General features: G+C 71.9%; 21 protein-coding genes, 1 other RNA gene and 1 pseudogene. 2 read left to right on the top strand and 21 right to left on the bottom strand.

The features are described from left to right. From G3I41_RS26915 to G3I41_RS26880, 8 genes and pseudogenes are all read right to left on the bottom strand, one after another. Nucleotides 1–639, bottom strand: a pseudogene (locus G3I41_RS26915) ((2Fe-2S)-binding protein); the annotation flags it as partial. Continuing rightward, nucleotides 636–1,532 carry an FAD binding domain-containing protein gene (locus G3I41_RS26910; RefSeq protein WP_164402960.1) on the bottom strand — a complete coding sequence of 299 codons (897 nt, stop codon included), beginning with the start codon at nt 1,530–1,532 and terminating at the stop codon, nt 636–638. The gene G3I41_RS26910 and the pseudogene G3I41_RS26915, both read right to left, overlap by 4 nt. A gap of 307 nt (nt 1,533–1,839) precedes the next feature. Further along, nucleotides 1,840–3,474: a beta-N-acetylhexosaminidase gene (locus tag G3I41_RS26905; RefSeq protein WP_164402959.1), complete on the bottom strand. Its 1,635-nt coding sequence runs from the start codon at nt 3,472–3,474 to the stop codon at nt 1,840–1,842. A gap of 4 nt (nt 3,475–3,478) precedes the next feature. Further along, a complete protein-coding gene (locus tag G3I41_RS26900) occupies nt 3,479–4,315 on the bottom strand; it encodes a carbohydrate ABC transporter permease (protein ID WP_164402958.1) in 837 nt (278 codons plus the stop codon). Continuing rightward, entirely contained in the window at nt 4,312–5,259 is a 948-nt protein-coding gene (locus tag G3I41_RS26895) for a sugar ABC transporter permease (protein WP_164402957.1), read from the bottom strand. Before G3I41_RS26895 ends, G3I41_RS26900 begins: the two co-directional genes overlap by 4 nt. 2 nt (nt 5,260–5,261) lie before the next feature. Then, nucleotides 5,262–6,566 (bottom strand): extracellular solute-binding protein, encoded by a 1,305-nt coding sequence (locus G3I41_RS26890; RefSeq protein WP_164402956.1) that lies wholly within the window; start codon nt 6,564–6,566, stop codon nt 5,262–5,264. Between the two features lie 232 nt (nt 6,567–6,798). Further along, on the bottom strand, nt 6,799–7,086 hold the full coding sequence (locus tag G3I41_RS26885; RefSeq protein WP_164402955.1) for a DUF3039 domain-containing protein: 288 nt from the start codon (nt 7,084–7,086) through the stop codon (nt 6,799–6,801). Between the two features lie 29 nt (nt 7,087–7,115). After that, nucleotides 7,116–7,676, bottom strand: a complete 561-nt coding sequence (locus G3I41_RS26880) for a YqgE/AlgH family protein (protein WP_164402954.1) — start codon at nt 7,674–7,676, stop codon at nt 7,116–7,118. A gap of 275 nt (nt 7,677–7,951) precedes the next feature. On the opposite strand from G3I41_RS26880, the gene murA reads away from it, so the two are divergent. After that, nucleotides 7,952–9,292: a UDP-N-acetylglucosamine 1-carboxyvinyltransferase gene (murA, locus tag G3I41_RS26875; protein ID WP_018100785.1), complete on the top strand. Its 1,341-nt coding sequence runs from the start codon at nt 7,952–7,954 to the stop codon at nt 9,290–9,292. 82 nt (nt 9,293–9,374) lie between these two features. Here the strand turns inward: murA and G3I41_RS26870 are convergent, their stop codons facing one another. The 4 genes from G3I41_RS26870 to G3I41_RS26855 form a co-directional block, all read right to left on the bottom strand. Beyond that, nucleotides 9,375–9,887 (bottom strand): hypothetical protein, encoded by a 513-nt coding sequence (locus G3I41_RS26870; RefSeq protein WP_164402953.1) that lies wholly within the window; start codon nt 9,885–9,887, stop codon nt 9,375–9,377. A gap of 203 nt (nt 9,888–10,090) precedes the next feature. Then, entirely contained in the window at nt 10,091–10,372 is a 282-nt protein-coding gene (locus G3I41_RS26865) for an HU family DNA-binding protein (protein ID WP_017237029.1), read from the bottom strand. 353 nt (nt 10,373–10,725) lie between these two features. Beyond that, nucleotides 10,726–12,159 (bottom strand): NAD-dependent malic enzyme, encoded by a 1,434-nt coding sequence (locus G3I41_RS26860; protein WP_164402952.1) that lies wholly within the window; start codon nt 12,157–12,159, stop codon nt 10,726–10,728. Nucleotides 12,160–12,571: 412 nt separating this feature from the next. Then, the gene (locus G3I41_RS26855) at nt 12,572–14,947 is read right to left on the bottom strand and encodes a UvrD-helicase domain-containing protein (RefSeq protein ID WP_164402951.1); all 2,376 of its coding nucleotides are present in this window, start codon (nt 14,945–14,947) and stop codon (nt 12,572–12,574) included. 105 nt (nt 14,948–15,052) lie between these two features. On the opposite strand from G3I41_RS26855, the gene G3I41_RS26850 reads away from it, so the two are divergent. Further along, nucleotides 15,053–15,628, top strand: a complete 576-nt coding sequence (locus tag G3I41_RS26850) for a GNAT family N-acetyltransferase (RefSeq protein ID WP_164402950.1) — start codon at nt 15,053–15,055, stop codon at nt 15,626–15,628. 173 nt (nt 15,629–15,801) lie between these two features. Here the strand turns inward: G3I41_RS26850 and G3I41_RS26845 are convergent, their stop codons facing one another. The 9 genes from G3I41_RS26845 to G3I41_RS26805 all read right to left on the bottom strand — a co-directional run. Next, nucleotides 15,802–16,371: a GNAT family protein gene (locus G3I41_RS26845; protein WP_164402949.1), complete on the bottom strand. Its 570-nt coding sequence runs from the start codon at nt 16,369–16,371 to the stop codon at nt 15,802–15,804. 22 nt (nt 16,372–16,393) lie between these two features. Next, complete coding sequence (locus tag G3I41_RS26840) at nt 16,394–17,563, bottom strand: uroporphyrinogen-III synthase (protein WP_164402961.1); 1,170 nt, start codon at nt 17,561–17,563, stop codon at nt 16,394–16,396. 129 nt (nt 17,564–17,692) lie between these two features. Further along, nucleotides 17,693–19,024, bottom strand: coding sequence for a nitrate/nitrite transporter (locus G3I41_RS26835; RefSeq protein WP_164402948.1), 1,332 nt, complete (start codon nt 19,022–19,024; stop codon nt 17,693–17,695). 130 nt (nt 19,025–19,154) lie between these two features. After that, the gene (locus G3I41_RS26830) at nt 19,155–20,399 is read right to left on the bottom strand and encodes an acyltransferase (protein WP_164402947.1); all 1,245 of its coding nucleotides are present in this window, start codon (nt 20,397–20,399) and stop codon (nt 19,155–19,157) included. After that, on the bottom strand, nt 20,396–22,594 hold the full coding sequence (locus G3I41_RS26825) for a bifunctional polysaccharide deacetylase/glycosyltransferase family 2 protein (protein WP_164402946.1): 2,199 nt from the start codon (nt 22,592–22,594) through the stop codon (nt 20,396–20,398). The genes G3I41_RS26830 and G3I41_RS26825 overlap by 4 nt, the downstream gene beginning before the upstream one ends. After that, nucleotides 22,595–22,840 carry a DUF2975 domain-containing protein gene (locus tag G3I41_RS37715; protein WP_343242231.1) on the bottom strand — a complete coding sequence of 82 codons (246 nt, stop codon included), beginning with the start codon at nt 22,838–22,840 and terminating at the stop codon, nt 22,595–22,597. Nucleotides 22,841–23,194: 354 nt separating this feature from the next. Next, nucleotides 23,195–23,582: a transfer-messenger RNA gene (gene ssrA, locus G3I41_RS26815) on the bottom strand. A gap of 122 nt (nt 23,583–23,704) precedes the next feature. Beyond that, nucleotides 23,705–24,193, bottom strand: coding sequence for an SsrA-binding protein SmpB (gene smpB / locus G3I41_RS26810; RefSeq protein WP_164402944.1), 489 nt, complete (start codon nt 24,191–24,193; stop codon nt 23,705–23,707). 18 nt (nt 24,194–24,211) lie between these two features. Then, nucleotides 24,212–24,978 (bottom strand): S41 family peptidase (locus tag G3I41_RS26805; protein ID WP_239081856.1); only part of this gene is annotated, 767 nt, incomplete at its 5' end.

The raw sequence follows: 24,978 nt of genomic DNA, 5'->3' as shown, positions 1-24,978 counted from the left end.
GCCCTCCGGCTCGGGCTGCCCGGCGTCGGCGGACTCCGCCGCCTCGGGAGCGCTCTCGGCGGCGACGCCCTCCGGCGCCTCCGCCTCCGCGACCTCCTCGGGTGCCTCCTCCTGGACCGCGTCCGGCACCGCCCAGGGCGCCGGGGCGCCGCCCGGCAGGGTGGCCGGGCGGTCCGCGTACCAGTCGGCGGCGGGGGGCGGGGTGTACAGCTCGGCGGAGTCGTCCGAGAGCGGGGCGGCCGGGGCCGGCCAGGACGAGGTGTCCACCGACCACTGGCCGGTGGGGGCCGGGTCCGTACCGTACGGCTCCTGGTACGAGCCGGTGTGCGGCTCGGCCTCGGGGTGCGGGTAGCCGTAGCCGGACTGCTGGTTCGGGTCGGGCCAGTGCACCGCGTCCGGCACCGGCTGCTGGTCCTGGGCGGGGACGGTCCAGTTGCCGGTGGCCGCCGGGTCGAGGCCGGCGGCCGGGGTCAGCGGCAGGATCATCGGCGGGGTGTAACCGTGGCCGGGCGCGGCCAGCGGGATGTCCGCCAGGTCCTCCGGCGGCAACTGGACGAAGGCCGTCGCGTCGCCGTCGTAGTCGCCCTGCGGGGTCGGCTGCCAGCCCCCGTGCTGCTCGGCGGGGTTCTCCTTGCTCACGACAGTGCCCTCCCCAGCGCGCGTCGGGCGAGCGCGGCGACGGTGCGCCGCAGGTGCAGTACGGCGGGGGACGGCGGTGGTGCCTCTCCCCCGTCGGCGGGTGGTCCGGGGTCGGGGACGCAGGCGGCCGCGACGTACTCGCCGAAGGCGGCCAGCGCGTCGGGCGCGAGGCCGCGCGCCCCGTCCCAGTCGATCAGCGAGGCGATCCAGTGCTCCGCCTCCAGCGGGCGCAGCGGCATCGGCGCGATGGCACCGACCGCGCAGCGCACCCCGCGCCTGGCCGGGTCGAGGACGATCGCGACGGAGGCGGTGGCGCGGCCGGGCCCGGTGCGGCCGGTGGCCTTGAGGAACACCTGCGGGGCGTGCAGCAGGGGCACCCGGACGAAGCCGATCAGCTCGGCGGGCTCCAGCATCTCGCGGCCGGCCAGCAGGTGGGAGACGGGGATCTCGCGACGGGCGCCGCCGGGTCCGGCGATGACGAGCTCGGCCTCCAGCGCGGCGAGCACCGGCAGCGTGTCCCCGGTCGGGGCGGCGGTCGCGATGTTGCCGCCGAGCGTGCCGGCGTTCCGGATCTGCGGGGGGCCGGCGGCGCGGGCGGAGGCGGCGAGCGCGGGGATCAGGGCGGCGAAGTCGGGCCGTCCCATGCGGGCGTGGGTCAGGCCGGCGCCCAGCAGGGCGTGCCCGTCCTGGTAGTGCCAGCCGCGCAGCTCGCTGATCCGGCCGAGCCCGACCAGACCGGAGGGGCGCAGGAGCCCCTTGTTGACGGCCGACATCAGGTCCGTGCCGCCTGCCACGGGGACGGCGGCCGGCATGGCGCCGAGTGCCGCCACCGCCTCGTCCAGCGAGGCAGGCAGCGTCACGGACTGCGTCGCCTGCGGTGCGTGCGTGGTCAACCCAGCTGCCCCTTCCCGGTGTCCCGGCGCTCCCGCCTGTTTCGCCGTACGGTACGTGCTCGAAGCCCGGACGTGGCAACTCTGGCACATCTTCGGACCGGTCCGACGCGCAGGTCCGCGAAGGGTGTATCCGTCCATGGTCAGGGTAATGGTCCGGTTTTCGCGCCGGTTCGGCGGTGAGCTCCCTTTGCCGGTCTTCCGCATGTCCGTACGGCTTTCTCCGTTACCGGGGCGGCACGGCTCCGAACGGCCGCCGCCACCACGGTCGCAGGGGCCGCGGTGGCGGGAGAGCGGGTCGGGGCCGGGCTCACACGTTCGGGGGTGCCCCCTCGATCGGGCGTCCGAGGATGCCGGGGCGCTGCTGCCAGGGAAGCGGTCCGGACGGCGGCCGGTAGCCGACGCCGAGGGCGTCGAGCCGGGCGTAGTGGGCGGTCATGCGGCGCTCGAAATCGGTGAAGTCCCGTTCGTCCGGGGCGGGCAGGGCCGACCAGGCGACCTCCGCGAAGGCGGCGAGGCGGGGGAAGACCTGGTAGTCGACGCGGGCCCGGTTCTGCATGACCTCGGACCAGACGTTGGCCTGGGTGCCGATGACGTGCCGGACCGCCTCCTCGCTCAGGGACGGCGGCACGGGTTCGAAGCGGTAGACGTCCTCCAGGGTGCGGACGTATCCGATGGGCATCGGCTCGTCGGGGCCGCCGTGCTGACGGTGGTCCAGGTAGACCTGCTGCTCGGGGCACATGACCACGTCGTGCCCGGCCTCGGCGGCCGCGATGCCGCCCGCGTAACCGCGCCAGGAGGAGACGGCGGCGCCGGGTGCGAGGCCGCCCTCCAGGATCTCGTCCCAGCCGATGAGGCGGCGCCCGCGCGCGGTGAGCCAGGTGTCGAAGTGGCGGATGAACCAGGACTGGAGCTCGTCCTCGTCCGCCAGGCCGAGTTCCTTGATGCGGGCCTGTGCGGCGGGCGACCGCCTCCACTGGTCCTTGGGGCACTCGTCTCCGCCGACGTGGACGAACGGGGAGGTCTCCGCCGGGAACAGTTCGAGGAGTTCCTCGAAGACGCCCTCGTAGAACCGCAGGACGTGGTCGGCGGGGGCCAGGACGTTCGGTGTGACGCCCCAGTCGTCCCAGACGCCGAGCGCCGAGGTGTCGATGACGTCGGTGTTGCCGAGCTCCGGGTAGGCGCTGATGGCGGCCTGCGAGTGGCCGGGGATGTCGATCTCGGGGACGACCCGGATGTGCCGGGCGGCGGCGTAGGCGACGATCTCGCGGATGTCGTCCTGGGTGTAGTAGCCGCCGTGCGGGGTCTCGTCCCAGAGTGCGGAGGCCCGGTGGCCGTACTTCGTACGCGGGCGCCAGGCGGCGACCTCGGTGAGGCGGGGGTACCGCTTGATCTCGACGCGCCAGCCCTGGTCGTCGCTCAGGTGGAAGTGGAAGACGTTCAGCTTGTGGGCGGCGAGCAGGTCGAGGTAGCGCAGGACGTCGTCCTTGGGCATGAAGTGCCGTGCCACGTCGAGCATCAGGCCGCGCCAGCCGAAGCGGGGCGCGTCCTCGATGTCGGTGTACCCGAAGCCGTGGGCGGCGGCCTCGCCCACGGGTGCCCGGCGGAACGCCTCGGGGCCCAGCAGCTGGCGCAGGGTCTGGGCGCCCCAGAACACCCCGGCGGGGCTGCCGCCGGTGATGCGGACGCCCTCGTCGGGTGTGGTGGTGAGCCGGTAGCCCTCGGGGGGCAGGGTGGCGTCGGTGCGCAGCACGACGGCGCGCGGGGCGTCCTCGGGGCCGGGGGCGAGGGGCAGGCCGAAGGCGGCGCCCAGGGTGGCGCGCAGCCAGCGCTCGGTGGTCGCGGTGCCCGGGGCCGCCGCGATGGTGGTGGACGCGTCGAGGACGAATCCGCAGCGCCCCCGGTCGTCGGCGCGCTGGGGCGCCGGGATCAGTTCCATGGCCATGACGTCAGTCCTTAACCGCTCCGCCGAGTCCGGAGACCAGGCGTCGCTGTACGAGTACGAAGAAGACCAGCACGGGCACGGTCATCACCGTGGAGGCTGCCATGATCCCGCCCCAGTCGTTCTCGTCGGGTTTGAAGAAGACCAGCAACGCCATCGGGAGCGTCGACTGGGAGGTGTCGCTGATGATGAACGACTTCGCGAACAGGAAGTCGTTCCAGGTGGAGATGAACGAGAAGACGCTCGTCGCCACGAGGCCGGGGAGGACCAGCGGGAAGAGGATCTGCCACAGGAAGCGGGTGCGGCTCGCCCCGTCGATGTACGCGGCCTCCTCCAGGGCCTCCGGCACGGCCCGGACGAAGCCGCGCAGCATCCAGATCGCGAACGGCAGCGAGAACGCCAGGTGCGGCAGGATCAGCGAGCCGAGCGTGTTCAGCTGGCCGAAGTCGCGCATCAGGAAGAACAGCGGGATCGTCAGCGCCTCGACCGGCACCATCTGCGCGACCAGGAACATGATCAGCAGCGTGGTCCGGAAGCGGAACCGGAACCGGGTGACCGCGGTGGCCGCCAGGAACGCGATGAGCGCGGAGGCGACGACGACCGTACCGGCGACGAGCAGGCTGTTGAGGAAGTAGCGCCCGAAGTCCTGCTGCTGGAAGACCCGCCGGAAGGAGTCCAGGGTCGGCGACAGGGTCCAGGGCCTGGGGTGCGTGGACTGGACCTCGCCCGCCGGTTTGAGGGCGGAGAGCACCATCCAGTACAGCGGGAAGGCGACGGCGGCGGCGATGAGCAGGGCCGCGGCCTCGGCGGCGAGCCGGCCGGGCCGGCGGACGGACGGACTCACAGTTCCTCCCCCTGACGGCGTACGAGGCGCAGGTACACGAGCGTGACGGCGAGCAGGATCAGCAGCATCACGACGCCGATCGCGGAGCCGAGGCTGTACTGCGAGGAGGCGAACGCCTTCTGGTACGCGTACACGTTGAGCACCAGGTTCTGCCCGGCGATCCCGCCGCCGTTGGTCATGACGTAGATCTGGGTGAACACCTTGAAGTCCCAGATGACCGACTGGATGGTGACGACGGTCAGGATCGGCCGCAGCATCGGGGCCGTGACGGAACGCCAGATCCGCCACTGCGAGGCCCCGTCGAGCGCCGCCGCCTCGAGGACCTCGGTGGGGATCGCCCGGATGCCCGCATACACGGTGACCATCACGAACGGGAAGGAGCACCACAGGACTTCGAGGAGCACCAGCGCGAAGGCGCTGTAGCGCCCGTACGTCCACGAGTGGTCCCCGAGCCCCAGGACCCGGTTGACCGGGCCGAAGTCGGCGTCGAAGAGGAAGACCCAGACGGTCGACCCGGTGATCGCGGGGGTCGCCCAGGCGCCGAGCGCGGCCAGCATGAGGGCGAGCCGGGGCACGGCCCGTATCCGGGTCAGCAGGACGGCCAGCGCGCAGCCGGTGAGCAGGGTGGCGAGGACACAGGCCGCGGCGAAGACCACGGTGGCGAGGAGGACCTGCCAGAACTGGCCGTCCCCGAAGAGGGCGGTGTAGTTGCCGAACCCCTGGAAGGTGGCCGGTTCGCCGCCGCTGACCTGGGCCTGGGTGTACTCCAGGAAGGAGATCAGGCCGAGCTGGTAGATCGGGTAGACCAGCAGCCCGCCGAGCAGGACGAGCGCGGGCAGCAGGTAGAGCCAGGGGGTCCAGCCCGGCCGCCGGGCCGGGGATGCGGACCGGCGGCGCGGGCGGGGCGTGGGGGGCGCTTTGTACGCCGTGCTGTTCGCGGTCATCGTCAGCCCGCTTCGGCGAACGCCGCGTCCATCTTCTTCGCGGCGTCGCCGGCCGCCTTCGCCACGTCCTTACGGCCGCTGACGATCTCCTGGAACATCGTGGGCAGGATCAGTGAGGAGTCGATCTGCCCCCAGGCCGGGGAGGCGGGTACGAACTTGGCACCCGCGCCGAGCGTCTTGACGAAGGGTTCGACGAACGGCTCGCGCTTCGCGGCGGCGGCGCGGACGTCGGTGTAGGTCGGCAGGAAGCCCATCGCGTCGAACATGCGGGCCTGGGACGCCTTGCCGGTCAGCTCCTTCAGCAGGTCGACGGCCAGGGTGCGGTGGCCGCTGCTCTTCAGCACGCCGATGTTGTTGCCGCCGGCGAACGCGGGGGCTATGGACCCCTCGGCCACGCCGGGCAGCGGGACCACCGCGTACGTGCCCTTGACGCTTCCCGCCTCGACGGCCGCGTGGCTGAAGTCGCCGCCGATGGCCATGGCGGCCTTGCCGGAGGCGAAGGCGGTGACGGTCGCGTTGCCGCCCATGGCCGCGCACTTGGCGGGCGGGCAGTTGCCGGCGCCGAACAGCGAGGTGTACGCCTCGATACCCTTGCGGGCCTTCGCGCTGTTGATGGCCGACGTGTACGAGGAGCCCTCCCGGTCGGCCAGTTCGCCGCCGTTGGCCCAGATGAAGGGCATCGCGCCGTAGGTGTAGGCGCCGCCGACGGCGAGCCCGTACAGGTCCGGCTTCTTCTTGTGGATCTTCTGGGCGGTGGAGATCAGTTCGGCCTGGGACTTGGGCGGTTGGATGCCCAGGTCCGCGAAGACGTCGGTGCGGTAGTACAGCGCGCGTACGCCGACGAAGAGCGGTGCCCCGTAGACCTTGCCGTCGACCGTCACGGACTGCCTGGCGGCCGGGTCGGTGTCCTTGGCGTCCGCCCAGGCCCCGAACTCGGACGTGATGTCGGCCAGCCCGCCGTCCTTGACGTAGCCGGCGGTGTCGGTGTTGCCGTACTCGATGAGGTCGGGGGCGCTCTTCGGGTCGTTGAAGGCGGCCTTGACACGCTGGGCGCGGGTCTCGACCGGGATGTACTCGATCTCGACCTTCGCGTCCTTGTGGCCCTTCCTGAAGGCGGCGACCGCGGTGTCGACCACCTTCTCCTTCGGCTTGTTGCCGACCTCCTGGAACAGCCAGACACGCAGTGTGCCGGTCTTCTCGTCGCCCTTGGCTCCGGTGTCGGAGGTCTGCGGCGCGCAGGCGGTGGCGGTGAGGCCCGCCAGGACGAGCGCCGCGGCCGGCGCGGCGATTCGGGCAGAGAACTTCATCCGGGAACCCCTACCGGTCAGCGTTGCAACATGCGCAACGCACGTTTCGTTCTGCACAACAGGCAGGAGAGTAGGTCGGGTCGGGGACGGCGACAAGTGGTCTGCACCACGTCTGCACCACTCCGTGACCTGGCGGAGCACCCCGTGCAACGGCACGCGAAAGACCCCCGGGGCACGCGGACGCGTGCCCCGGGGGTCTCCCGGGCGTTCAGCTGTCGGCCGTACCGGTGGCCTAGTTCTTGTCCTTGCCGCCCTTGCCCTTGTCGCCGCCGGCGCCCATGGACTCGTAGATCTCCTTGCACATCGGGCAGACCGGGTACTTCTTGGGGTCGCGCCCCGGTACCCAGACCTTGCCGCACAGTGCGACCACGGGGGTGCCCTCCAGGGCGCTCGCCATGATCTTGTCCTTCTGGACGTAATGGGCGTAGCGCTCGTGGTCGCCGTCGCCGTTCGACACCTGCGGCGTCGGCTCCACGAGGGTTCCGGTACCTGCCCCGCGCTCGGGCTCAAGAGTGCTCATAACCGCCAAGCGTACTGAAGAACGGGACATCAGTTCAGCGAAGGGTCGTCCGGATACGTGGCGATCATGGCCAGTTCGCTGCGCTGCCGGCGCAGGACCGCGCGCCACAGGCCCTCCGGGCGCGGCGAGGACACGTCGCCGGGCTCCGACTCCACCACGTACCAGGCGCCCTCGGACAGCTCGCGCTCCAGCTGGCCCGGCCCCCAGCCCGCGTACCCCGCGAAGATCCGCAGCGAGCCCACGGCCGCCGCCAGCAGTTCGGGCGGCGCCTCCAAGTCCACCAGGCCGATCGCGCCGTACACCCGGCGCCAGCCGAGGGGGCCCTCGCCGCCCGGGATCACGGCGACCCCGAGGGCGGAGTCCAGCGAGACCGGGCCGCCCTGGAAGACGACCTCCGGCTCGCCGGTCAGCCCGGCCCAGGCCGTCAGGATGTCCACGACGCCCACCGGGGTCGGCCGGTTGAGGACCACGCCGAGGGAGCCCTCCTCGTCGTGGTCGAGGAGCAGCACGACCGCGCGGTCGAAGTTCGGGTCCGCCAGGGCGGGCGCGGCCACGAGCAGCCGCCCTGTGAGCGAGGACACCTCGGTCATGGCAGAAATGATCCCGCATCTCCGGCCGCGGCGGGGGCCAAGTGACGTGCTCGTCGCGCTCGGTGCCCGAGCGCAGCTCAGGGCGCACGGGTGCACGAGGAGCGCACGGCCGGATCGCCGATCCGGACGGTGACCCTCCGCACGCCCCGTACTGCGGAGCGTGTTGTGGCGGATTCATGACGTTCGTACACCACCCGTTCCCCTACGGAACGGGGGTGCGGGGCCATTACCCTTTCGTTTGGCCCCCTGCCCGACCACTCCGGAACGCGAGATTCATGACCGGCACAGACGATGTCCTGCTTGTCCACGGCGGAACCCCGCTGGAGGGCGAGATCCGCGTCCGAGGCGCCAAGAACCTGGTGCCCAAGGCGATGGTCGCCGCGCTGCTCGGCAGCGGGCCCAGCCGGCTGCGCAACGTGCCCGACATCCGCGACGTACGCGTGGTGCGGGGGCTGCTCCAGCTGCACGGGGTGACGGTCCGGCCCGGCGAGGAGCCGGGCGAGCTGGTCCTGGACCCCACGCACGTCGAGAGCGCCAACGTCGCCGACATCGACGCCCACGCGGGCTCCTCGCGCATCCCGATCCTGTTCTGCGGGCCGCTGCTGCACCGCCTGGGCCACGCCTTCATCCCGGGGCTCGGCGGCTGCGACATCGGCGGCCGGCCGATCGACTTCCACTTCGACGTGCTGCGCCAGTTCGGCGCGACCATCGAGAAGCGGGCGGACGGGCAGTACCTGGAGGCCCCGCAGCGGCTGCGCGGCACCAAGATCCGGCTGCCGTACCCCTCGGTGGGCTCCACCGAGCAGGTGCTGCTGACCGCGGTGCTCGCCGAGGGCGTCACGGAGCTGTCGAACGCGGCCGTGGAGCCGGAGATCGAGGACCTGATCTGCGTCCTGCAGAAAATGGGCGCGATCATCTCGATGGACACCGACCGGACCATCCGGATCACCGGTGTGGACCGCCTCGACGGCTACACCCACCGCGCCCTCCCGGACCGCCTGGAGGCCGCCTCCTGGGCGTCCGCCGCGCTGGCGACCGAGGGCAACATCTACGTCCGGGGCGCCCAGCAGCGCTCGATGATGACGTTCCTGAACACCTACCGCAAGGTGGGCGGCGCCTTCGAGATCGACGACGAGGGCATCCGCTTCTGGCACCCGGGCGGCGCGCTCAACGCCATCGCGCTGGAGACGGACGTGCACCCCGGTTTCCAGACGGACTGGCAGCAGCCGCTGGTGGTCGCGCTGACGCAGGCCGCGGGCCTCTCCATCGTGCACGAGACCGTGTACGAGTCCCGGCTCGGCTTCACGTCCGCGCTGAACCAGATGGGCGCGCACATCCAGCTCTACCGCGAGTGCCTGGGCGGCTCGGACTGCCGCTTCGGCCAGCGCAACTTCCTGCACTCCGCGGTCGTGTCGGGCCCCACGAAGCTCCAGGGCGCGGACCTGGTCATCCCGGACCTGCGCGGCGGCTTCTCGTACCTGATCGCCGCCCTCGCGGCGCAGGGCACCTCCCGGGTGCACGGCATCGACCTGATCAACCGGGGCTACGAGAACTTCATGGACAAGCTGGAGAAGCTGGGCGCGAAGGTGGAGCTGCCGGGCGGCTCGCTGGTCTGAGCGGCGCTTCCGGCCCCGGCGCAACCGGGTCCCGCCCCCGTCTCCGGCGGGCGGGACCCGGTTGCGCCGGGGCCTTGCCCGTTCAGAGGCGCTTGCAGTTGATCACGGCGCCCTTCTCGGTGCCCCGGGACAGGGTGAGCCGGACGTCGCGCCCCGTCACGCGCATGTGGAGGGTGTCCACCGGCAGCCCGTCCCAGCCGGGCGCGTATGCGCAGTCGCCGTCGTAGTCCGACGGGATCGCCCCCGGAAAGCCGCTGACCGACAGCGCGGACCCCACCTCCTCGTCACCGGCCCCGAAACCGTCCGGGGCGTCCACGGACACGCCGTCGCCGTCGGAGCGCCACGTCCCGGTGATGCCGTCCCACTGGTCGCTCTCCCAGGTCCCGTCCTCGTGGACGGTGAGGGTGGCTTCGACATTCGCGCCCTCCGCCCGGTAACGCCACTTGCCCACGACGAAGGCCTTGATCGCCTGCTGTCTCGGTCCACCGCCCGTCCCGTTGCCCCCGCAGGCCGAAACGAGTGAGGCGGCGGCCCCCAGGGCCAGGTAGCGCAGCGCGGTGCGGCGCCGGATGTGCAGCGTGGCGTGCTTGGACACGGTCCCCCCGGGTGCTGGTTCGTCAGCGGTCGCCGGTCCCTGACCCGGGCCGGGGGCCCAATGTAGGGGCGCCGCTCCTGGCACCGGTAGCCCGGAACCGGCCTGTGTGCCGCCGACAGGCGCGGAAAGGCCCCTCTGCGGGCCGAATGCCGAAGGGCGGGCACCCCGTACGGGGTGCCCGCCCTTCGTGGTGCCCAGGGGTCTTACTTGCCCTTGGCGGCTTCCTTGAGCTTCGAGCCCGCGGAGACCTTCACGCTGTAGCCGGCCGGGATGTTGATCGGGTCGCCGGTCTGCGGGTTACGAGCGGTGCGAGCGGCACGGTGGGTGCGCTCGAAGGTCAGGAAACCGGGGATGGTGACCTTCTCGTCGCCCTTGGCGACGACCTCACCGACGGTCTCGGCGAGAGCGGCCAGCACGGCGTCGGCGTCCTTGCGGGTCACCTCGGCACGGTCGGCCAGGGCGGCCACCAGCTCACTGCGGTTCATGTTGTTACTCCCGTGTTCTTCTTGCCTGTGAGGCGTGAGATCGAAGCCGATGCTGCCAGGGCCCTCGGACGGTCCCCGTACCCGGGTCCGCCCTTGAGAGGGTCCGGTAGACCTCGCGCCCTGTGGGGTCTCCCCTGGACGTAGTCCTTGAGGAAACATCCTGCCCCCACCTGCGGCGGGAAAGCCAATCCGGCACCCCCCGGGAGCCGCGCGAACAGCACCACTGCCTCATCGTGGTGACGTCCCGTCGACTCCCCCGGAGCCGTCCGCAGCGGGTGCGGGGCTCCGCGGGACGCGTCGCCCGCCCACCCTAAAGGGGCGTTTGGGGCGCCGCGACCCGCGACGCGCCGGAGTCAGGGCGACGTGGGCGCCGTCACAGTGGCTCCGGCGGCCCGCGCGGCGTCCCGGACGGCCCCGGCGACCGCGCCGGCGACCTTGTCGTTGAAGACCGACGGGATGATGTAGTTCGCGTTCACCTCGTCCTCGGCGACCACGCCGGCCAGGGCGCGCGCGGCGGCGAGCATCATGTCCGTGTTGACGGTGCGGGACTGGGCGTCGAGCAGGCCGCGGAAGACGCCGGGGAAGACCAGCACGTTGTTGATCTGGTTCGGGAAGTCCGAGCGCCCCGTGGCCACGACGGCGGCGGTGCGGCGGGCGATCGCCGGGTCGACCTCGGGGTCCGGATTCGCGAGCGCGAACACGATCGCGCCGTCCGCCATGGCCGCCACGTCGTCCCCGTCCAGCACGTTGGGGGCGGAGACGCCGATGAAGACGTCGGCCCCGACCACGGCCTCCTTGAGGGTGCCGGTGATGTTCTCCGGGTTGGTGTTGTCGGCGATCCAGCACAGCGGCGAGTCCGGGTCGGCGGACCGCAGGTCCTCGCGGCCGGAGTGCACCACGCCGTGGATGTCGGCGACGACGGCGTGCTTGACGCCCGCGGCGATGAGGAGCTTCAGGATGGCCGTACCGGCCGCTCCGGCGCCGGACATGACGACCCGCACGTCGCCGATGGCCTTGCCCACCACGCGCAGGGCGTTGGTCAGCGAGGCCAGGACGACGATGGCGGTGCCGTGCTGGTCGTCGTGGAAGACGGGGATGTCGAGGGCCTCGCGCAGCCGGGCCTCGATCTCGAAGCAGCGCGGCGCGGAGATGTCCTCCAGGTTGATCCCGGCGAAGCCCGGCGCGATCGCCTTGACGATCTCGACGATCGCGTCGGTGTCCTGGGTGTCCAGGCAGATCGGCCACGCGTCGATGCCGGCGAAGCGCTTGAAGAGGGCCGCCTTGCCCTCCATGACGGGCAGCGCGGCCTTCGGGCCGATGTTGCCGAGGCCGAGCACGGCGGAGCCGTCCGTCACGACTGCGACGGAGTTGCGCTTGATGGTGAGGCGGCGGGCGTCCTCGGGATTCTCGGCGATCGCCATGCAGACCCGGGCCACGCCGGGGGTGTAGATCATCGAGAGGTCGTCGCGGTTGCGGATGGGGTGCTTGGACGCCATCTCGATCTTGCCGCCGAGGTGCATGAGGAACGTACGGTCGGAGACCTTGCCGAGGATGACGCCCTCGATACCGCGCAGCCCCTCGACGATCTCGTCGGCGTGCGCGGTGGAGGAGGCGGCGATCGTGACGTCGATCCGCAGCTTCTCGTGGCCGGAAGCGGTCACGTCGAGGCCGGTGACCGAACCGCCGGAGGACTCCACGGCCGTGGTGAGCTGAGAGACCGCGGTGCCGCTCGCGGGCACCTCCAGCCTGACCGTCATCGAGTACGAGACGCTGGGCGCCGTTGCCATGGCCGAGTCCTTCGCTTTCTTGGGGCCTAGCTTCATTGCTACGCGCGTCCGAGCTCCGAGCAGGCCCGGCAGCGGACACGCCTTCCGATATTCGCACCTACCGACGAGTAGCCGTTAATGACTGTCGCAGCGCGGAAACTGTTTTCCACCATACGAGATAGTGCGGCGCAGCGGAACCCCTGCCCGGGAACGCGAAGAGGCCCGCGCCACCGGAAGGTGACGCGGGCCTCTTCTTCAGTTGACGACACCGGCCCGCCATGCTCGCCTCGCGGCAAGTGGTCGCTCGAAGCGACTAAGGTTGGGCCCGGGGGCTTGGATCGAGCCGGTGCCACACCCAGGCTAACAAATCACCTGGAAAAGCGATTCCCGCGGCGCGGGTTGACCGGAATCCGCCCCGCCCCGCCCGCCCCCCTCAGTCCCTGAGCAGGTCCGGCACCCCGTCCTCGTCCGGCAGGTCCCGCTCCCCCGACACCACGGTCAGCTGCTGGGTCGCCCGGGTCAGCGCCACATACAGCACGCGCAGCCCGGCCGGGGACTCGTCCGCGATCTCGGCCGGCGAGACGACCACCGTCGCGTCGTACTCCAGACCCTTGGCCTCCAGGCTGCCGAGCGCCACCACCCGGTCCCCCAGCTCCGCCAGCCACTCGCGGGCCTGGGCGCGCCGGTTCATCGCCACGACGACCCCGACCGTGCCGTCCACCTCGGCGAGCAGCCGCCGCGCCTCCTCGCGCACGGTCCCGGCCAGGTCGTCGCCCCGTACGGTCTCGAAGCGCGGGACCACGCCCGTGGAGCGGACGGCGGCCGGGGACTCCATGCCGGGCATGGCGAGGGCCAGCACCTTCGCGGCCAGCTCGGCGATCTCGGCCGGGTTGCGGTAGTTGACGGTCAGCGTGAAGTTCCGGCGCGGACGGCTGCCCAGGGCCTCGTCACGGGCGGCCGCCGCCTCGTCCGGGTCGGACCAGGAGGACTGCGCCGGGTCCCCGACGATCGTCCAGGTGGCGTGCCGGCCGCGCCGGCCGACCATCCGCCACTGCATGGGCGTGAGGTCCTGCGCCTCGTCCACGATGACGTGGGCGTACTCGGTGCGCTCCGCGGCGAGCCGTTCGGCCCGCTCCCACTGGGTCTCCTCGCGGCGGGGCATCAGCTCCTCCAGCCCGGTGAGCTGGTCCAGCGGGTCCGCCTCGCGCTTGCGCCGGGGGCGGCTCGGGGTGCCGAGCAGCGTCTGCAGCTCGTCCAGGATCGCCACGTCGTGCACGGAGAGCGGCCCCTGACCGGCGGCGTCCAGGCGCCGCAGGGAGCGTGCGAGCCGGCGCACCTCGCCCTGGTTGAGCGTGCGCCGCGCCCACCGGGCGAGCCGCTTCTCGTCGGCCATCGCGGCGAGCACCCCGCGCGGGGTCAGCTCGGGCCACCAGGCGTCCAGGAACTCGACGAACGGGGTCTCCGTGGACACGTCCTCGTCGAACGAGCTGCGCAGCTCCGCCGCCAGCTCCGGGTCGGTGTAGCGGCCCCGGCCGGAGGAGCGGTTCCACAGCGCGTCGAGCAGCAGCCGGCGGGCGCGCGGGCGCAGCAGGTTGACCGGGGCGGTCCCGCCGAGGACGTTGTTGCGGATGCGCCGCAGATCCTCCTCCTGGAGCTCGACCCGGGCGCCGAAGGCGACCACGCGCAACCGGGTCGGCGTGCCGGCGGGCCGCGGGGCCTCCTCGGCCGCACCGAACTCCAGCTGCCCGCCGGCGGGGGTCCGGGGCGCGGGCTGTTCCAGCGCGCCGCGCGCCGCCTTGCGGAGCACCGGGAGCATCCGCGAGGACCCCTTGATCCGGGCGACGGCGGGCTCGTCGTACGCGGTGGCGCCCTCGGGCCCCGCCGCGTCGTCGGACAGCGAGCCGACCGCGCGGATCGCGACCTGGCCCTCCTCGCCGAGCGAGGGCAGCACGCCCTCGGTGTACGCCACCAGCAGGGGCGTCGGGGAGACGACGAGGATGCCGCCCGCGTACCGCCGCCGGTCCTGGTAGAGCAGGTACGCGGCGCGGTGCAGGGCGACCGCGGTCTTGCCGGTGCCGGGGCCGCCGGAGACCTCGGTGACGGAGGCGGCGGGGGCCCGGATGACGAGGTCCTGCTCGGCCTGGATGGACGAGACGATGTCCCGCATGGTGTGGCTGCGGGCCTGGCCGAGCGCGGCCATCAGGGCGCCGTCGCCGACGACCGGGAGCTTCTCGCCGTCCAGGTACGCGGTCAGCTCGGGGCGCATCAGGTCGTCCTCGACGCCGAGGACCCGGCGGCCCTTGGAGCGGATGACGCGGCGGCGGACCACCCGGCCCGGTTCCTTGGGCGTGGAGCGGTAGAACGGGGCCGCGGCCGGAGCCCGCCAGTCGATGACGAGGGGCGCGTAGTCGGAGTCGAGGACCCCGATCCGGCCGATGTGCAGCGTCTCGGCGATGTCAGCGGAGCCGTCCGCGCGCACGACGTCGTCGGCGGGCTCGACGGAGGTGTAGGCACCGTCCGGTCCGCGTTCGCCGTCCTTGCCGAGCAGGAGGTCGATCCTCCCGAAGAGGAAGTCCTCGAACTCGCTGTTCAGCCGGTTGAGGTGGATTCCGGCGCGGAACACCTGGGCGTCGCGCTCGGCGAGCGCCCCCGGGGTCCCGACCTGGCCGCGCTTGACGGCGTCGTCCATGAGAAATTCCGCCTCGTGGATCTTCTCCTCGAGACGGTGGTACACCCGGTCGAGATGTTCCTGCTCGACACCGATTTCCCGGTCCCGCAACGAATCGACAGCGGCATCCTGCGCGGCCACCGAGGCCCCCTTCTGACGTGCATTGGGCAGCCGTCAACCTTATGCGACGGGGGCCCTTCGCGCACCTGCCGGGGGCCGTTCGAACCCCCCTCGTACGATGAGCGGATGAACGCCCACGCGCGCGATGCCCGTCCGCCGGCCGGTTCCCTGGTGCTGCGGCCCTGGCAGCCGGGTGACCTGGGCGTGCTCCTCGACGCGTACCGCGACCCCGCCGTGCAGGCCGGTTCGCGGGCGCCGGTGGCGGACGAGGAGGCGGCCGCGCGCTGGCTGCGGGCCCAGGAGGAGGGCCGGGCGACCGGGCTGCGGCACAGCTTCGCGGTGGTGGACACGGAGCTCGGGCCCGGCCCGGTGGGCAACGTCGCCCTGTCGTTCCCGGAGCCCGGCGCGCCCTCGGCCGAGGTGGGGTACTGGACCGTCGCGCCCGCCCGGGGCCGGGGCATCGCCCCGCGCGCCCTCGAAGCGCTGTCCGCCTGGGCGTCCGAGACGTTCGCCGACGCCGGGCTCGTACGCCTCGAACTGCTGCACCAGGTGGACAACGCGGCCTCGTGCCGGGTCGCGGAGAAGGCCGGGTACCCGCTCACCGGGGTGCTGCCGCCGGCCCCGCCGTGGCCGCGCGAGGGGCACCTGCACACGCGCGGGCTCCGGGGGCGCGTCCGGGAAGTCCCGCCGGACAGGCCCTAGGGCGTGTTTCGAAAGTCCCGCCTGTCCGGCGACGCCTGGCACGCACGCTCGCCGCGTTGTCGGGATCACCCCGATACACCCAGTATCGGGGCGACCCTCCGCCTTGCGATCGCACGCACCAGACGCCGCCGGACCCGCCCTCCGGGCGGACGGCGCTACTTTCGAAACACGCCCTAGACGATCCCGGTCGCCGGGCCGTCGTGCAGGATGCGCTGGAAGATGCGGTGGTCGCGCCATTCTCCGTCGATGTGCATATAGCGCGGGGCGACCCCGAACTCCTCGAACCCGCACTTGGCGAGGACCCGCTGGGACGCGGTGTTGTGCAGGACCGTGGCCGCCTCGATCCGGTGCAGACGCAGTTCGTCGCGGGCCAGCTCGCAGATCCGGCGCACGGCGGCCGTGGCCAGACCCCGGCCCGCGTACTCCACGTCCACCCAATAGCCGAGGACGGCGCTGTGGAAGGAGCCGAGCACGATGGCGTTCAGGTTGAACCCGCCGACCACCCGGTCCTCGGCGTCGCTCAGCACCCACGGCATCACGCGCCCCGCCGCCCGCTCCGCGAGCAGCCCGGCCAGCCGCTCGCGCTGGCCCTCCTCGGTGTAGAAGGACTCGGGGCGCACGGGCTCCCAGGGGCGCATGTACGCCCGGCTGCGGATCAGCGCCTCGGCGCGGGAGGCGGCGTCGGACAGCCTGACGGGGCGCAGCCGTATCGCCGCGTCGAGCGGATGGGCATCGTCGATCATGTCCAGCACGCTATCCGGCCGGTCAAGCCCCCGCGTACTTGGCGTCCGCCGCCGGGTCGAGCGCCAGCCGGTAACCGCGTTTGACGACCGTGTGGATCAGCCGGGGCACCCCGAGCGCGGTGCGGAGCCTGGCCATCGCGGTCTCGACCGCGTGCTCGTCGGTGCCGCTGCCGGGCAGGGCGCGCAGCAGGTCGGCGCGCGAGACCACCCAGCCGGGGCGCCGGGCCAGGGCGTGCAGCAGGGCCATCCCGGCGGGCGGGACCGCGCGCAGCTCGTCGTCCACCAGGACGGCGTGGCCCCGGATCTCGACGCGGTGCCCGGCGACCGGCAGCGTACGGGCACGGGCGGGCAGTTCACGGCAGATGAGCTGGACGAGCGGGCCGAGCCGGAAGCGCTCCGGCTGGACGGTGTCGATCCCGCGCGCCTGCAGCGGCACGGCGGTGACCGGCCCGACGCAGGCCGGCACGATGTCTCCGCGCAGCGCCGTGACGACCTCGGTGAGCAGTCCGCGTTCCTCGGCGCGGCCGAGCAGCGAGGCCGCCGCCGGGGCGCTGGTGAAGGTCAGCGCGTCCAGGGCGCGGGCGGCGGTCAGGTCGAGGAGCCGGTCCAGGGGCGCGAGGTCCTCCGGCGGCATCCAGCGGTAGACGGGGACGCCGACCACCTCGGCCCCGGCCTCGCGCAGCGACTCCACGAAGCCGGGGAGGGGTTCGCCGTGCAGCTGGAGCGCGACGCGGCGGCCCCGTACACCCTCCTCCAGGAGCCGTTCCAGGACCTCCGCCATGGACTCGGAGGCCGGGGACCACGCCTCGGTGAGCCCGGCGGCGCGGACCGCGCCCTTCACCTTGGGGCCGCGCGCCAGGAGTTCGACCCCGCGCAGGGTGTCCAGGAGCCGGTCGCCGATGCCCCAGCCGTCGGCCGCCTCGATCCAGCCGCGGAAGCCGATCGCGGTGGTGGCGACGACCACGTCGGGCTTCTCGGCGACCAGTTGCTCGGTCGCGGCGAGCAGTTCGCCGTCGTCGGCGAGCGGCACGATCCGCAGGGCCGGCGCGTGCACCACGGTGGCGCCCCGGCGCCGCAGCAGCGTGCCCAGCTCCTCGGCCCGGCGTGCGGCGGTGACCCCGACCGTGAAGCCCGCGAGGGGCCCGTGCGGTGCGTCGTCGTGCTGTCGGTCGTCGTGCTGTCCGTCGTGCATGAGGTCTACCCGGCTCTCGTCCCGCTGCTGCTCGATGGTGCGGAGGACCGAGCCTGCCAACGCCGCGTGACAGACCCGGTTCAGCTGTATTTCCCGCTCGTTACGTCGCCCGGCGCCGCCCGTCCATCATCACACCCCGGCGTGGCCGAGCCGGGGCTTCGCCGGTACGGCCGCGGCGCGGCGAAGGTATACCGACCAGGTGAGCGCCGAGCACACGGCGTAGAAGGCGAGGAAGGACCAGAAGGCCGCCGTGCCCGTGCCCGAGGTCTGGAAGGACTGGCGGAAGGCCAGGTTGATGGCGAGCCCGCCGAGCGCGCCGACCGCGCCGATCAGCCCCATCGCGGCGCCGGAGATCCGCCGCCCCCGGGCCGCCGCCTCCTCGCCGCGCAGCCCCTGGGCGATCGCCCGGGCGTGGAAGATGCCCGGGATCATCTTGTACGTCGACCCGTTGCCGAGCCCGGACAGCGCGAACAGGGCGGTGAAGCCGACGAGGAACACGGTGAGCGAGGCGATCTCGGAGGCGTACACGACGACGCCGGTCGCGGCGGCCATGGCGGCGAAGTTGGCGAGGGTGATGCGCGCCCCGCCGTACCGGTCGGCGAGCCGGCCGCCGACCGGCCGGATCAGCGAGCCGAGCAGCGGGCCGATGAAGGTGAGCGAGGCCGCCTGGAGCGGGGTCCGTCCGAACTGGGTCTGGAGGACGAGCCCGAAGGCGAAGCTGTAGCCGATGAAGGAGCCGAAGGTGCCGATGTAGAGGACCGCCATGATCCAGGTGTGCCGGTCGCGCACCGCCTCGCGCGCGGCCCCGGTGTCGTTGCGCACCGGCGCCAGGTTGTCCATGAAGCGCGCGGCGCACCACGCGGCGAGCAGGATCAGCGGGATGTACGCGGCGAGCACGATCCTGGGGTGCGTGGCGCCCGCCGTGCCGATGACCAGGAGCCCGGCCAGTTGCACCACGGGCACGCCGATGTTGCCGCCGCCCGCGTTGAGCCCGAGCGCCCAGCCCTTCCTGCGCAGCGGGAAGAAGGCGTTGATGTTCGTCATGGACGAGGCGAAGTTGCCGCCCCCGATGCCGGTCAGCGCGGAGACGGCGAGGAAGGTGCCGTAGGAGGTGCCCGGCTCCATCACGACGAGGGCCGCGGTCGTCGGCACGAGCAGGGTGAGCGCGCTGAACACCGTCCAGTTCCGGCCACCGAACCGGGCGACCGCGAAGGTGTACGGCACCCGGGCGACGGCCCCGACCAGGGTCGCGGTGGAGATCAGGAAGAACTTGCCGGCCGGGTCGACCCCGTACTCGGGCCCCATGAAGAGCACCATCACCGACCACAGGGTCCAGACGGAGAATCCGATGTGCTCGGAGAGGACGGAGAACCAGAGGTTGCGGCGGGCGACGCGCTCGCCGGTCTCCCGCCAGAAGGTCTCGTCCTCCGGGTCCCAGTGCTCGATCCAACGGCCTGCCATCACGCGCCTCCACGGGTGGTCGGGGTGTCGTCCCGAACCTAGGGAGCACGCGTTTCGGTGCCGTGCCGCGCTGTGGACCCGCGGGCAACCGTGCGCTCACCGGGCCGGGCCGGGCCCGGTGAGCAGGCGGTCATGGACGGGCGCGGGAGGCGCCGTTGGGCCAGAGCCTCGGGCGGCGCCTGGCGGCGAGGTCCTCGACCCAGCCGACGGCGAGGATCATCAGTCCGATCAGCGGCCAGACGATGATCAGCGCCAGGGCGTTGTCCGCGCGGTCGATGTAGGTGCCGAGGTGGTCGCCGACCCAGGGCACCTCCCAGAGGAGGTCGATGATGGGGAAGGTGGCCATCAGCAGCATGTTGTGCCACAGGTAGATGGTCACCGCCCGGTTGTTGGCGAGGGTGACCAGGCTGTCCCACCCGGCCAGCCGCCCCGGCAGCTCCCGCCAGGAGGGGGCGTACTGGAGCAGGATCATGCAGAACCCGAGCGACCAGGTGGCCTGGGCGAGCGGGATCTCGTCCAGGTTCCAGCCCTCCTCGGTGAGGTGGTGGGCGCCCCACCACAGCGCGAAGGCCATCAGCATCGCGGCCAGCGACACGGCGAGGTAGCGCGGGACGGTCTTCAGCAGCCCGTCGTGGTGCGCGAAGCCGAGGATCCAGCAGGATCCGAAGACCGCGAAGTCCACCAGGCCCTCACCGGTCGCACCGTCCACGGTGACCAGACCGGTGCCGATGACGGCGGTGAGCCCGATCGGGGCGAGCAGGGTGACCCAGGGCAGCTTCCGGAACGCCTTGAGCAGCAGCGGGGAGGCCAGCACGAACCACAGGTAGGCGCGGATGTACCAGAGCGGCCCGATGCCCTGCTCGGCCCAGGAGGTTTCCAGCCAGCCGCCCTCGGAGCCGTTCTCCCAGGGGAAGGGCGGGGTGCCGATCGGCAGGATGTAGCACCCCAGCTTCAGGAACCACCAGACGCCCTCCTCGCGCACCGGCTTCCAGCCGAGCGCGAAGACCATGGGCACGACGACGGCCGCGAACGCCCACATGGGCGGCAGCAGCCTGCGTACGCGGGAGCGGATCACGCTCCACGCGGGCCGGGCGAGCGACCGGGCCATCAGCGATCCGGCCAGGGCGAACATGACGCCCATGGACGGGAACACGACGGTCAGCCAGGCCCAGCCGAAGAGGTGGAAGACGACGACCCGGACGAGCGCGACGGCCCGCAGCAGGTCGAGATAGCGGTCCCGGCCGGCCTTGGCGGGCACCGGGGCGGGTTCGTCGGCCGGGACGGGCCCGGCGGCGGGGGCGGGCAGCACCACGCGCAGCGCCATGGTCTGCTCGTCCGCGTGCGGCTTCCCGTAGGACTGCTGGGGGTGCGTCATGCGACGGGCCTCCGCTCGTGGGTGCGCGCGCGGGGGGACGGCGTCGCGCCGGGCGCGTCCACGACCCCCGTACGCCGCAGCTTCTGCCAGCGCAGCCGGCCGCCGGTGAGGGCGGTGATCCAGGACTGGAGCAGCACCACGTACATGAGCTGCCGGTAGAGGACCTGCTGGAGGGGGAGCGAGAGCAGGTGGGTCATGCGCTCCCGGTCGAGCCGGAAGGCGTACGCGGCACACACCAGTTGCACCGCGAGGACGCCGAGCCACGCGCCGACGGTCTTCTCGGTGGGCCCGAACACGAGCCCGTACAGCAGGAAGACGTCGATGAGCGGGGCGAGCAGCGGGGCGACGACCATGAACAGCGAGACGAACGGCAGTCCGACGCGGCCGAACCGGCCCGAGGGCCCGCGCTCGATGACCGCCCTGCGGTGCTTCCAGATCGCCTGCATGGTGCCGTACGACCACCGGTAGCGCTGCGACCAGAGCTGCTGCACGGTCTCCGGCGCCTCGGTCCAGGCGCGGGCGTTCTCCGCGTAGACGACGCGCCAGCCGTCCCGGTGCAGGGCCATCGTCACGTCGGTGTCCTCGGCGAGGGTGTCCTCGCTGATGCCGCCGACCCGTCCCAGCGCCTCGCGCCGGAAGGCGCCGACCGCGCCGGGGATGGTGGGCATGCAGCGCAGCACGTCGTACATGCGGCGGTCGAGGTTGAAGCCCATCACGTACTCGATGTGCTGCCAGGCGCCGATCAGCGAGTCGCGGTTGCCGACCTTGGCGTTGCCGGCGACGGCCCCGACGCGCGGGTCGCCGAAGGGCTGCACCAGCTCGCGGATGGTGGTCGGCTCGAAGACCGTGTCGCCGTCCATCATCACGATGATGTCGTTGCGGGCGTGCGCGATGCCGTTGTTCAGGGCGGCGGGCTTGCCCGCGTTGCGCTGGCGGACCACCCGCACGTTGGGCAGCCGCATCCGCTGGACGATGTCCGCCGTGCCGTCCGTGGAGCCGTCGTCGATCACGATGACTTCGACCGGATAGTCACTTGCCAGGAGCGAACGCACCGTGTTCGCGATGCACTTCTTCTCGTTGTACGCGGGCACCAGGACGGTCACCGTGCGGGTGACGGGTTCGCCCCAGCGGAAGCCCTGTCCGCGGACCCGGCGGGCGTGGATGAAGGAGAGCACCAGCATCAGCCCGAAGCGGGCGAAGACCAGTACCCCGATCACGGCGAGCCCGGCCACCATCACATCGGTGATGTGCTCCGAGACGCCCACGGCCCAGACGAACGCCTTGCCCTTCCAGAGGTCGAAACCGGTGACCGGGGTGTGCGCGCTGGGCGCGCCGAGGGCGCGCGTGAGGTTGTCGAACGTGTACCCCTGCTTCTGCATCTCCGGCAGGAACTTCCCCAGGGCGGTGACGGTCTGGGACCGGTTCCCCCCGGAGTCGTGCATCAGGATGATCGCGCCCTTGCCGTGCTTGGGCGTGGCCCGGTCGATGATCGCCTTGACGCCCGGCCGCTTCCAGTCCTCGCTGTCCGTGTTGTTGACGACGGTGAGGTAGCCGCGGCTGCCGATGTACTGCGTGACCGGCCAGGACTTGTTGTCCATGGCGTCGGCGAACGAGGAGTAGGGCGGCCGGAAGAGCGAGGTGCGGATGCCCGCGGCACCGGCCAGCACCAGCTGGTTCTGGGACAGCTCCCAGTCGATGCGGCCGGTGGACTGGTAGGAGAGGTCGGGGTGGTTGAAGGTGTGCAGCCCGACCTCGTGCCCCTCCTCGACCATGCGCTCGACCAGGTCCGGGTAGCGCGAGGCCATGGTGCCGGTGACGAAGAAGACGCCGTGGGCGTCGTACTTCTTCAGCTCGTCCAGCACCTTCGGCGTCCACTCCGGGTCCGGGCCGTCGTCGAAGGTCAGCACGATCCGGTGGTCCGGGATGCGCAGGGTCTTCGCGGGCTCGGTGGTGGAGCGCGCGTCGATGACCGGCCCGCCCTCCAGCACCTGCTCGGGCACCCGGTCGGTCGCGACGGGAGGCCGGACCCGGAAGTCGGCGAGGATTTCGCTGTGCACGTAGCCACGCAGCATCAGCATGGCGAGCAGGGCAACGAGGAAGAGGAGCGGCAGCATGTAGCGCATGGGGAGTCTGCGCCGGCGGGTCTGCTTCTTCCGGTGGGAGTTGCGCCTGCCCCGGGGGGCAGGGGTGGTCATCTAGTTGGCGCCTTCTTGTTCTTGCGCGGGGGCCGGGGACACGCCGGTGGGAAGGCCGGCGTCCGGAGCCGTCGGATCGGTGCTGCCCGTGTCCTGCTGCTCCTGGTTGGAGAGCGGGAGGAAGGGTGCGCTGGAGTTGCCGCCGAGCACGGCGACGACCAGGGTCATCGCGTAGCAGACGAAGACCGCGGCCAGGACCCAGCCGAGCCGTCGCAGCGTCTTGCCGCGCCGGCCGCTCTCGTCCACGAAGACGGGGCCGTCGGAATCGTCCGGAGCGGATGGTTCCGGCAGCAGCTCAGAGAGCTGCCGTCCGATTCCGTCCAGTTGGATGGTGACTTCGTTCGGCTCGTGTGTGTGCCCCGCATGGGCACCTTCACGCCAAGTTTCCACAGGTGTACGCACTTCCCCCACTCAGGAACGGGTGCGCGCAACTGCCCCTGTCGTGTGTCGCAGGACGGGCCCCCACTCGTCCACGCGCCCCCTACCACAGTGCACCCGGGCCATGAATGTAGCGCACGCCCGGCCTCCGGGCACACCCGGAGGCGCAAAAAGCGAGGACCCCGCTGCCGGTGGCAGCGGGGTCCTCGCTCACATGGGAATTTGTGGAGATGGCGGGAATCGAACCCGCGTCCAACGGTGCGGAACCAGGGCTTCTCCGAGTGCAGTCCGCTACGCTTTTCTCGGCCTCGGAGGTCACGCGGACAAGCCTCCGACAGGCCCAGTCACTGTTTGATTTCCTTCTGAGACCCGTGACCGGACTCAGAAGTTTAGATCCCTTGATGATGCCAGGATCCGGGTCGGGATCACCCCCGGGCTGACACTCCGCAGAGTCTTCGCTTAGCTGCTAATTAGGCAGCGAGGGCGAAGGCGGAGGAATCGCGCTTGGAATTGGCGATTATTGGTTGCGACATATGGTTTACGAGATCATTGCCGCTTCCTCGACTCGCTTCCCCTGCTTCGACATCCGCTGTCGAAACCGATCATCCCCATGTTGATTTTTCAAGGTGGTGCCACACCCTCCGTGGGGTGCGTTGCCATCGTACGTGACCAACGCACGACGATGCCAGCGTATTCCCGCCGGAGGGGCCGGCGGCGGGTACCGGGTCCGGATCAGGCGCTCCGCTGACGGCGTCGGGCCGCCGCGATGGCGCGGTTCGTCTCCCTCGTGTCCTGCTTCTCCCGCAGCGTCTGCCGCTTGTCGTACTCCTTCTTGCCCTTCGCGAGCGCGATCTCGGCCTTGACCCGGCCGTTCACGAAGTACAGCGAGAGCGGCACGATGGTGTGGCCGGTCTCCTGCGACTTCGACTCCAGCTTGTCGATCTCGGCCCGGTGCATCAGCAGCTTGCGCTTGCGCTTGGCGGAGTGGTTGGTCCAGGTGCCCTGGACGTACTCCGGGACGTGGATGTTGTGCAGCCACGCCTCGCCGCCGTCGATCTGGACGAAGCCGTCGACCAGGGATGCCCGCCCCATACGGAGGGATTTGACCTCGGTCCCCATGAGCACGAGGCCGCACTCGTAGGTGTCGAGGATGGTGTAGTCGTGGCGCGCCTTCTTGTTCTGCGCGATGAGCTTGCGCCCGGTGTCCTTTTCCTTAGCCATAGTGCGGCCATTTTCGCACTACGACCCGCCCCCGAGGCCACTCAATACCGTCTCGGCCCGTTCCTGGGCCCGCGTGCTCACCGCGAGGTCCGGTGTGATGCCCTCGCCGTCGACATGGTGGCCCGCCGGTGTGCGGTAGTGGCCCACGGTCAGCTCGGCCACCGAGCCGCCCGCGAGCTTGCTGGGCATCTGCACGGACCCCTTGCCGAAGGTCCGCGAACCGACCGTGACCGCCCGGCCCCGGTCCTGGAGCGCCCCCGTGACCAGCTCGGCCGCGCTCATCGTCCCCCCGTCGACCAGCACGACGACGGGGCGCCCGGTGTCCCCGCCCGACCGCGCGTACAGGGCGCGCTGCTCTCCGTGCACGTCGTACGTGGCCACCAGGCCGCCGTCCAGGAACGCGGAGGCGGCGGTGACCGCCTCGTCGACCAGGCCGCCCGGGTTCCCCCGCAGGTCCAGCAGCACCCCGGCACCGGAGGGCGCGTCCCGGACCGCGTCGCGCACGGCCGCCCCGGAGCCCTTGGTGAACGAGGCGACCGCGATGCGCACCGCCCCGGACGGGCCCGAGCGCCGCTCCCCGACCCGCCGCACGGTCACCGACTCGACCGTGAGCCGGGCCCGGCGCAGCGTCTCGGTCCGGCTGGCGGAGCCCCGGAGGACGCCGAGGCTGACCGTGCTCCCGGCCTTCGCGCCGGTGCGGTCGCCGCGCAGCAGGGCCACCACGTCGGAGACGGGCAGCCGGTCGACGCGGCGGCCGTCCACGGTGCGGAGCAGGTCGCCGGAGC

Source organism: Streptomyces sp. SID9727 (assembly GCF_010550605.1).
Taxonomy (GTDB): Bacteria; Actinomycetota; Actinomycetes; order Streptomycetales; family Streptomycetaceae; genus Streptomyces.
This window is presented reverse-complemented; position numbering and strand designations above follow the sequence as displayed.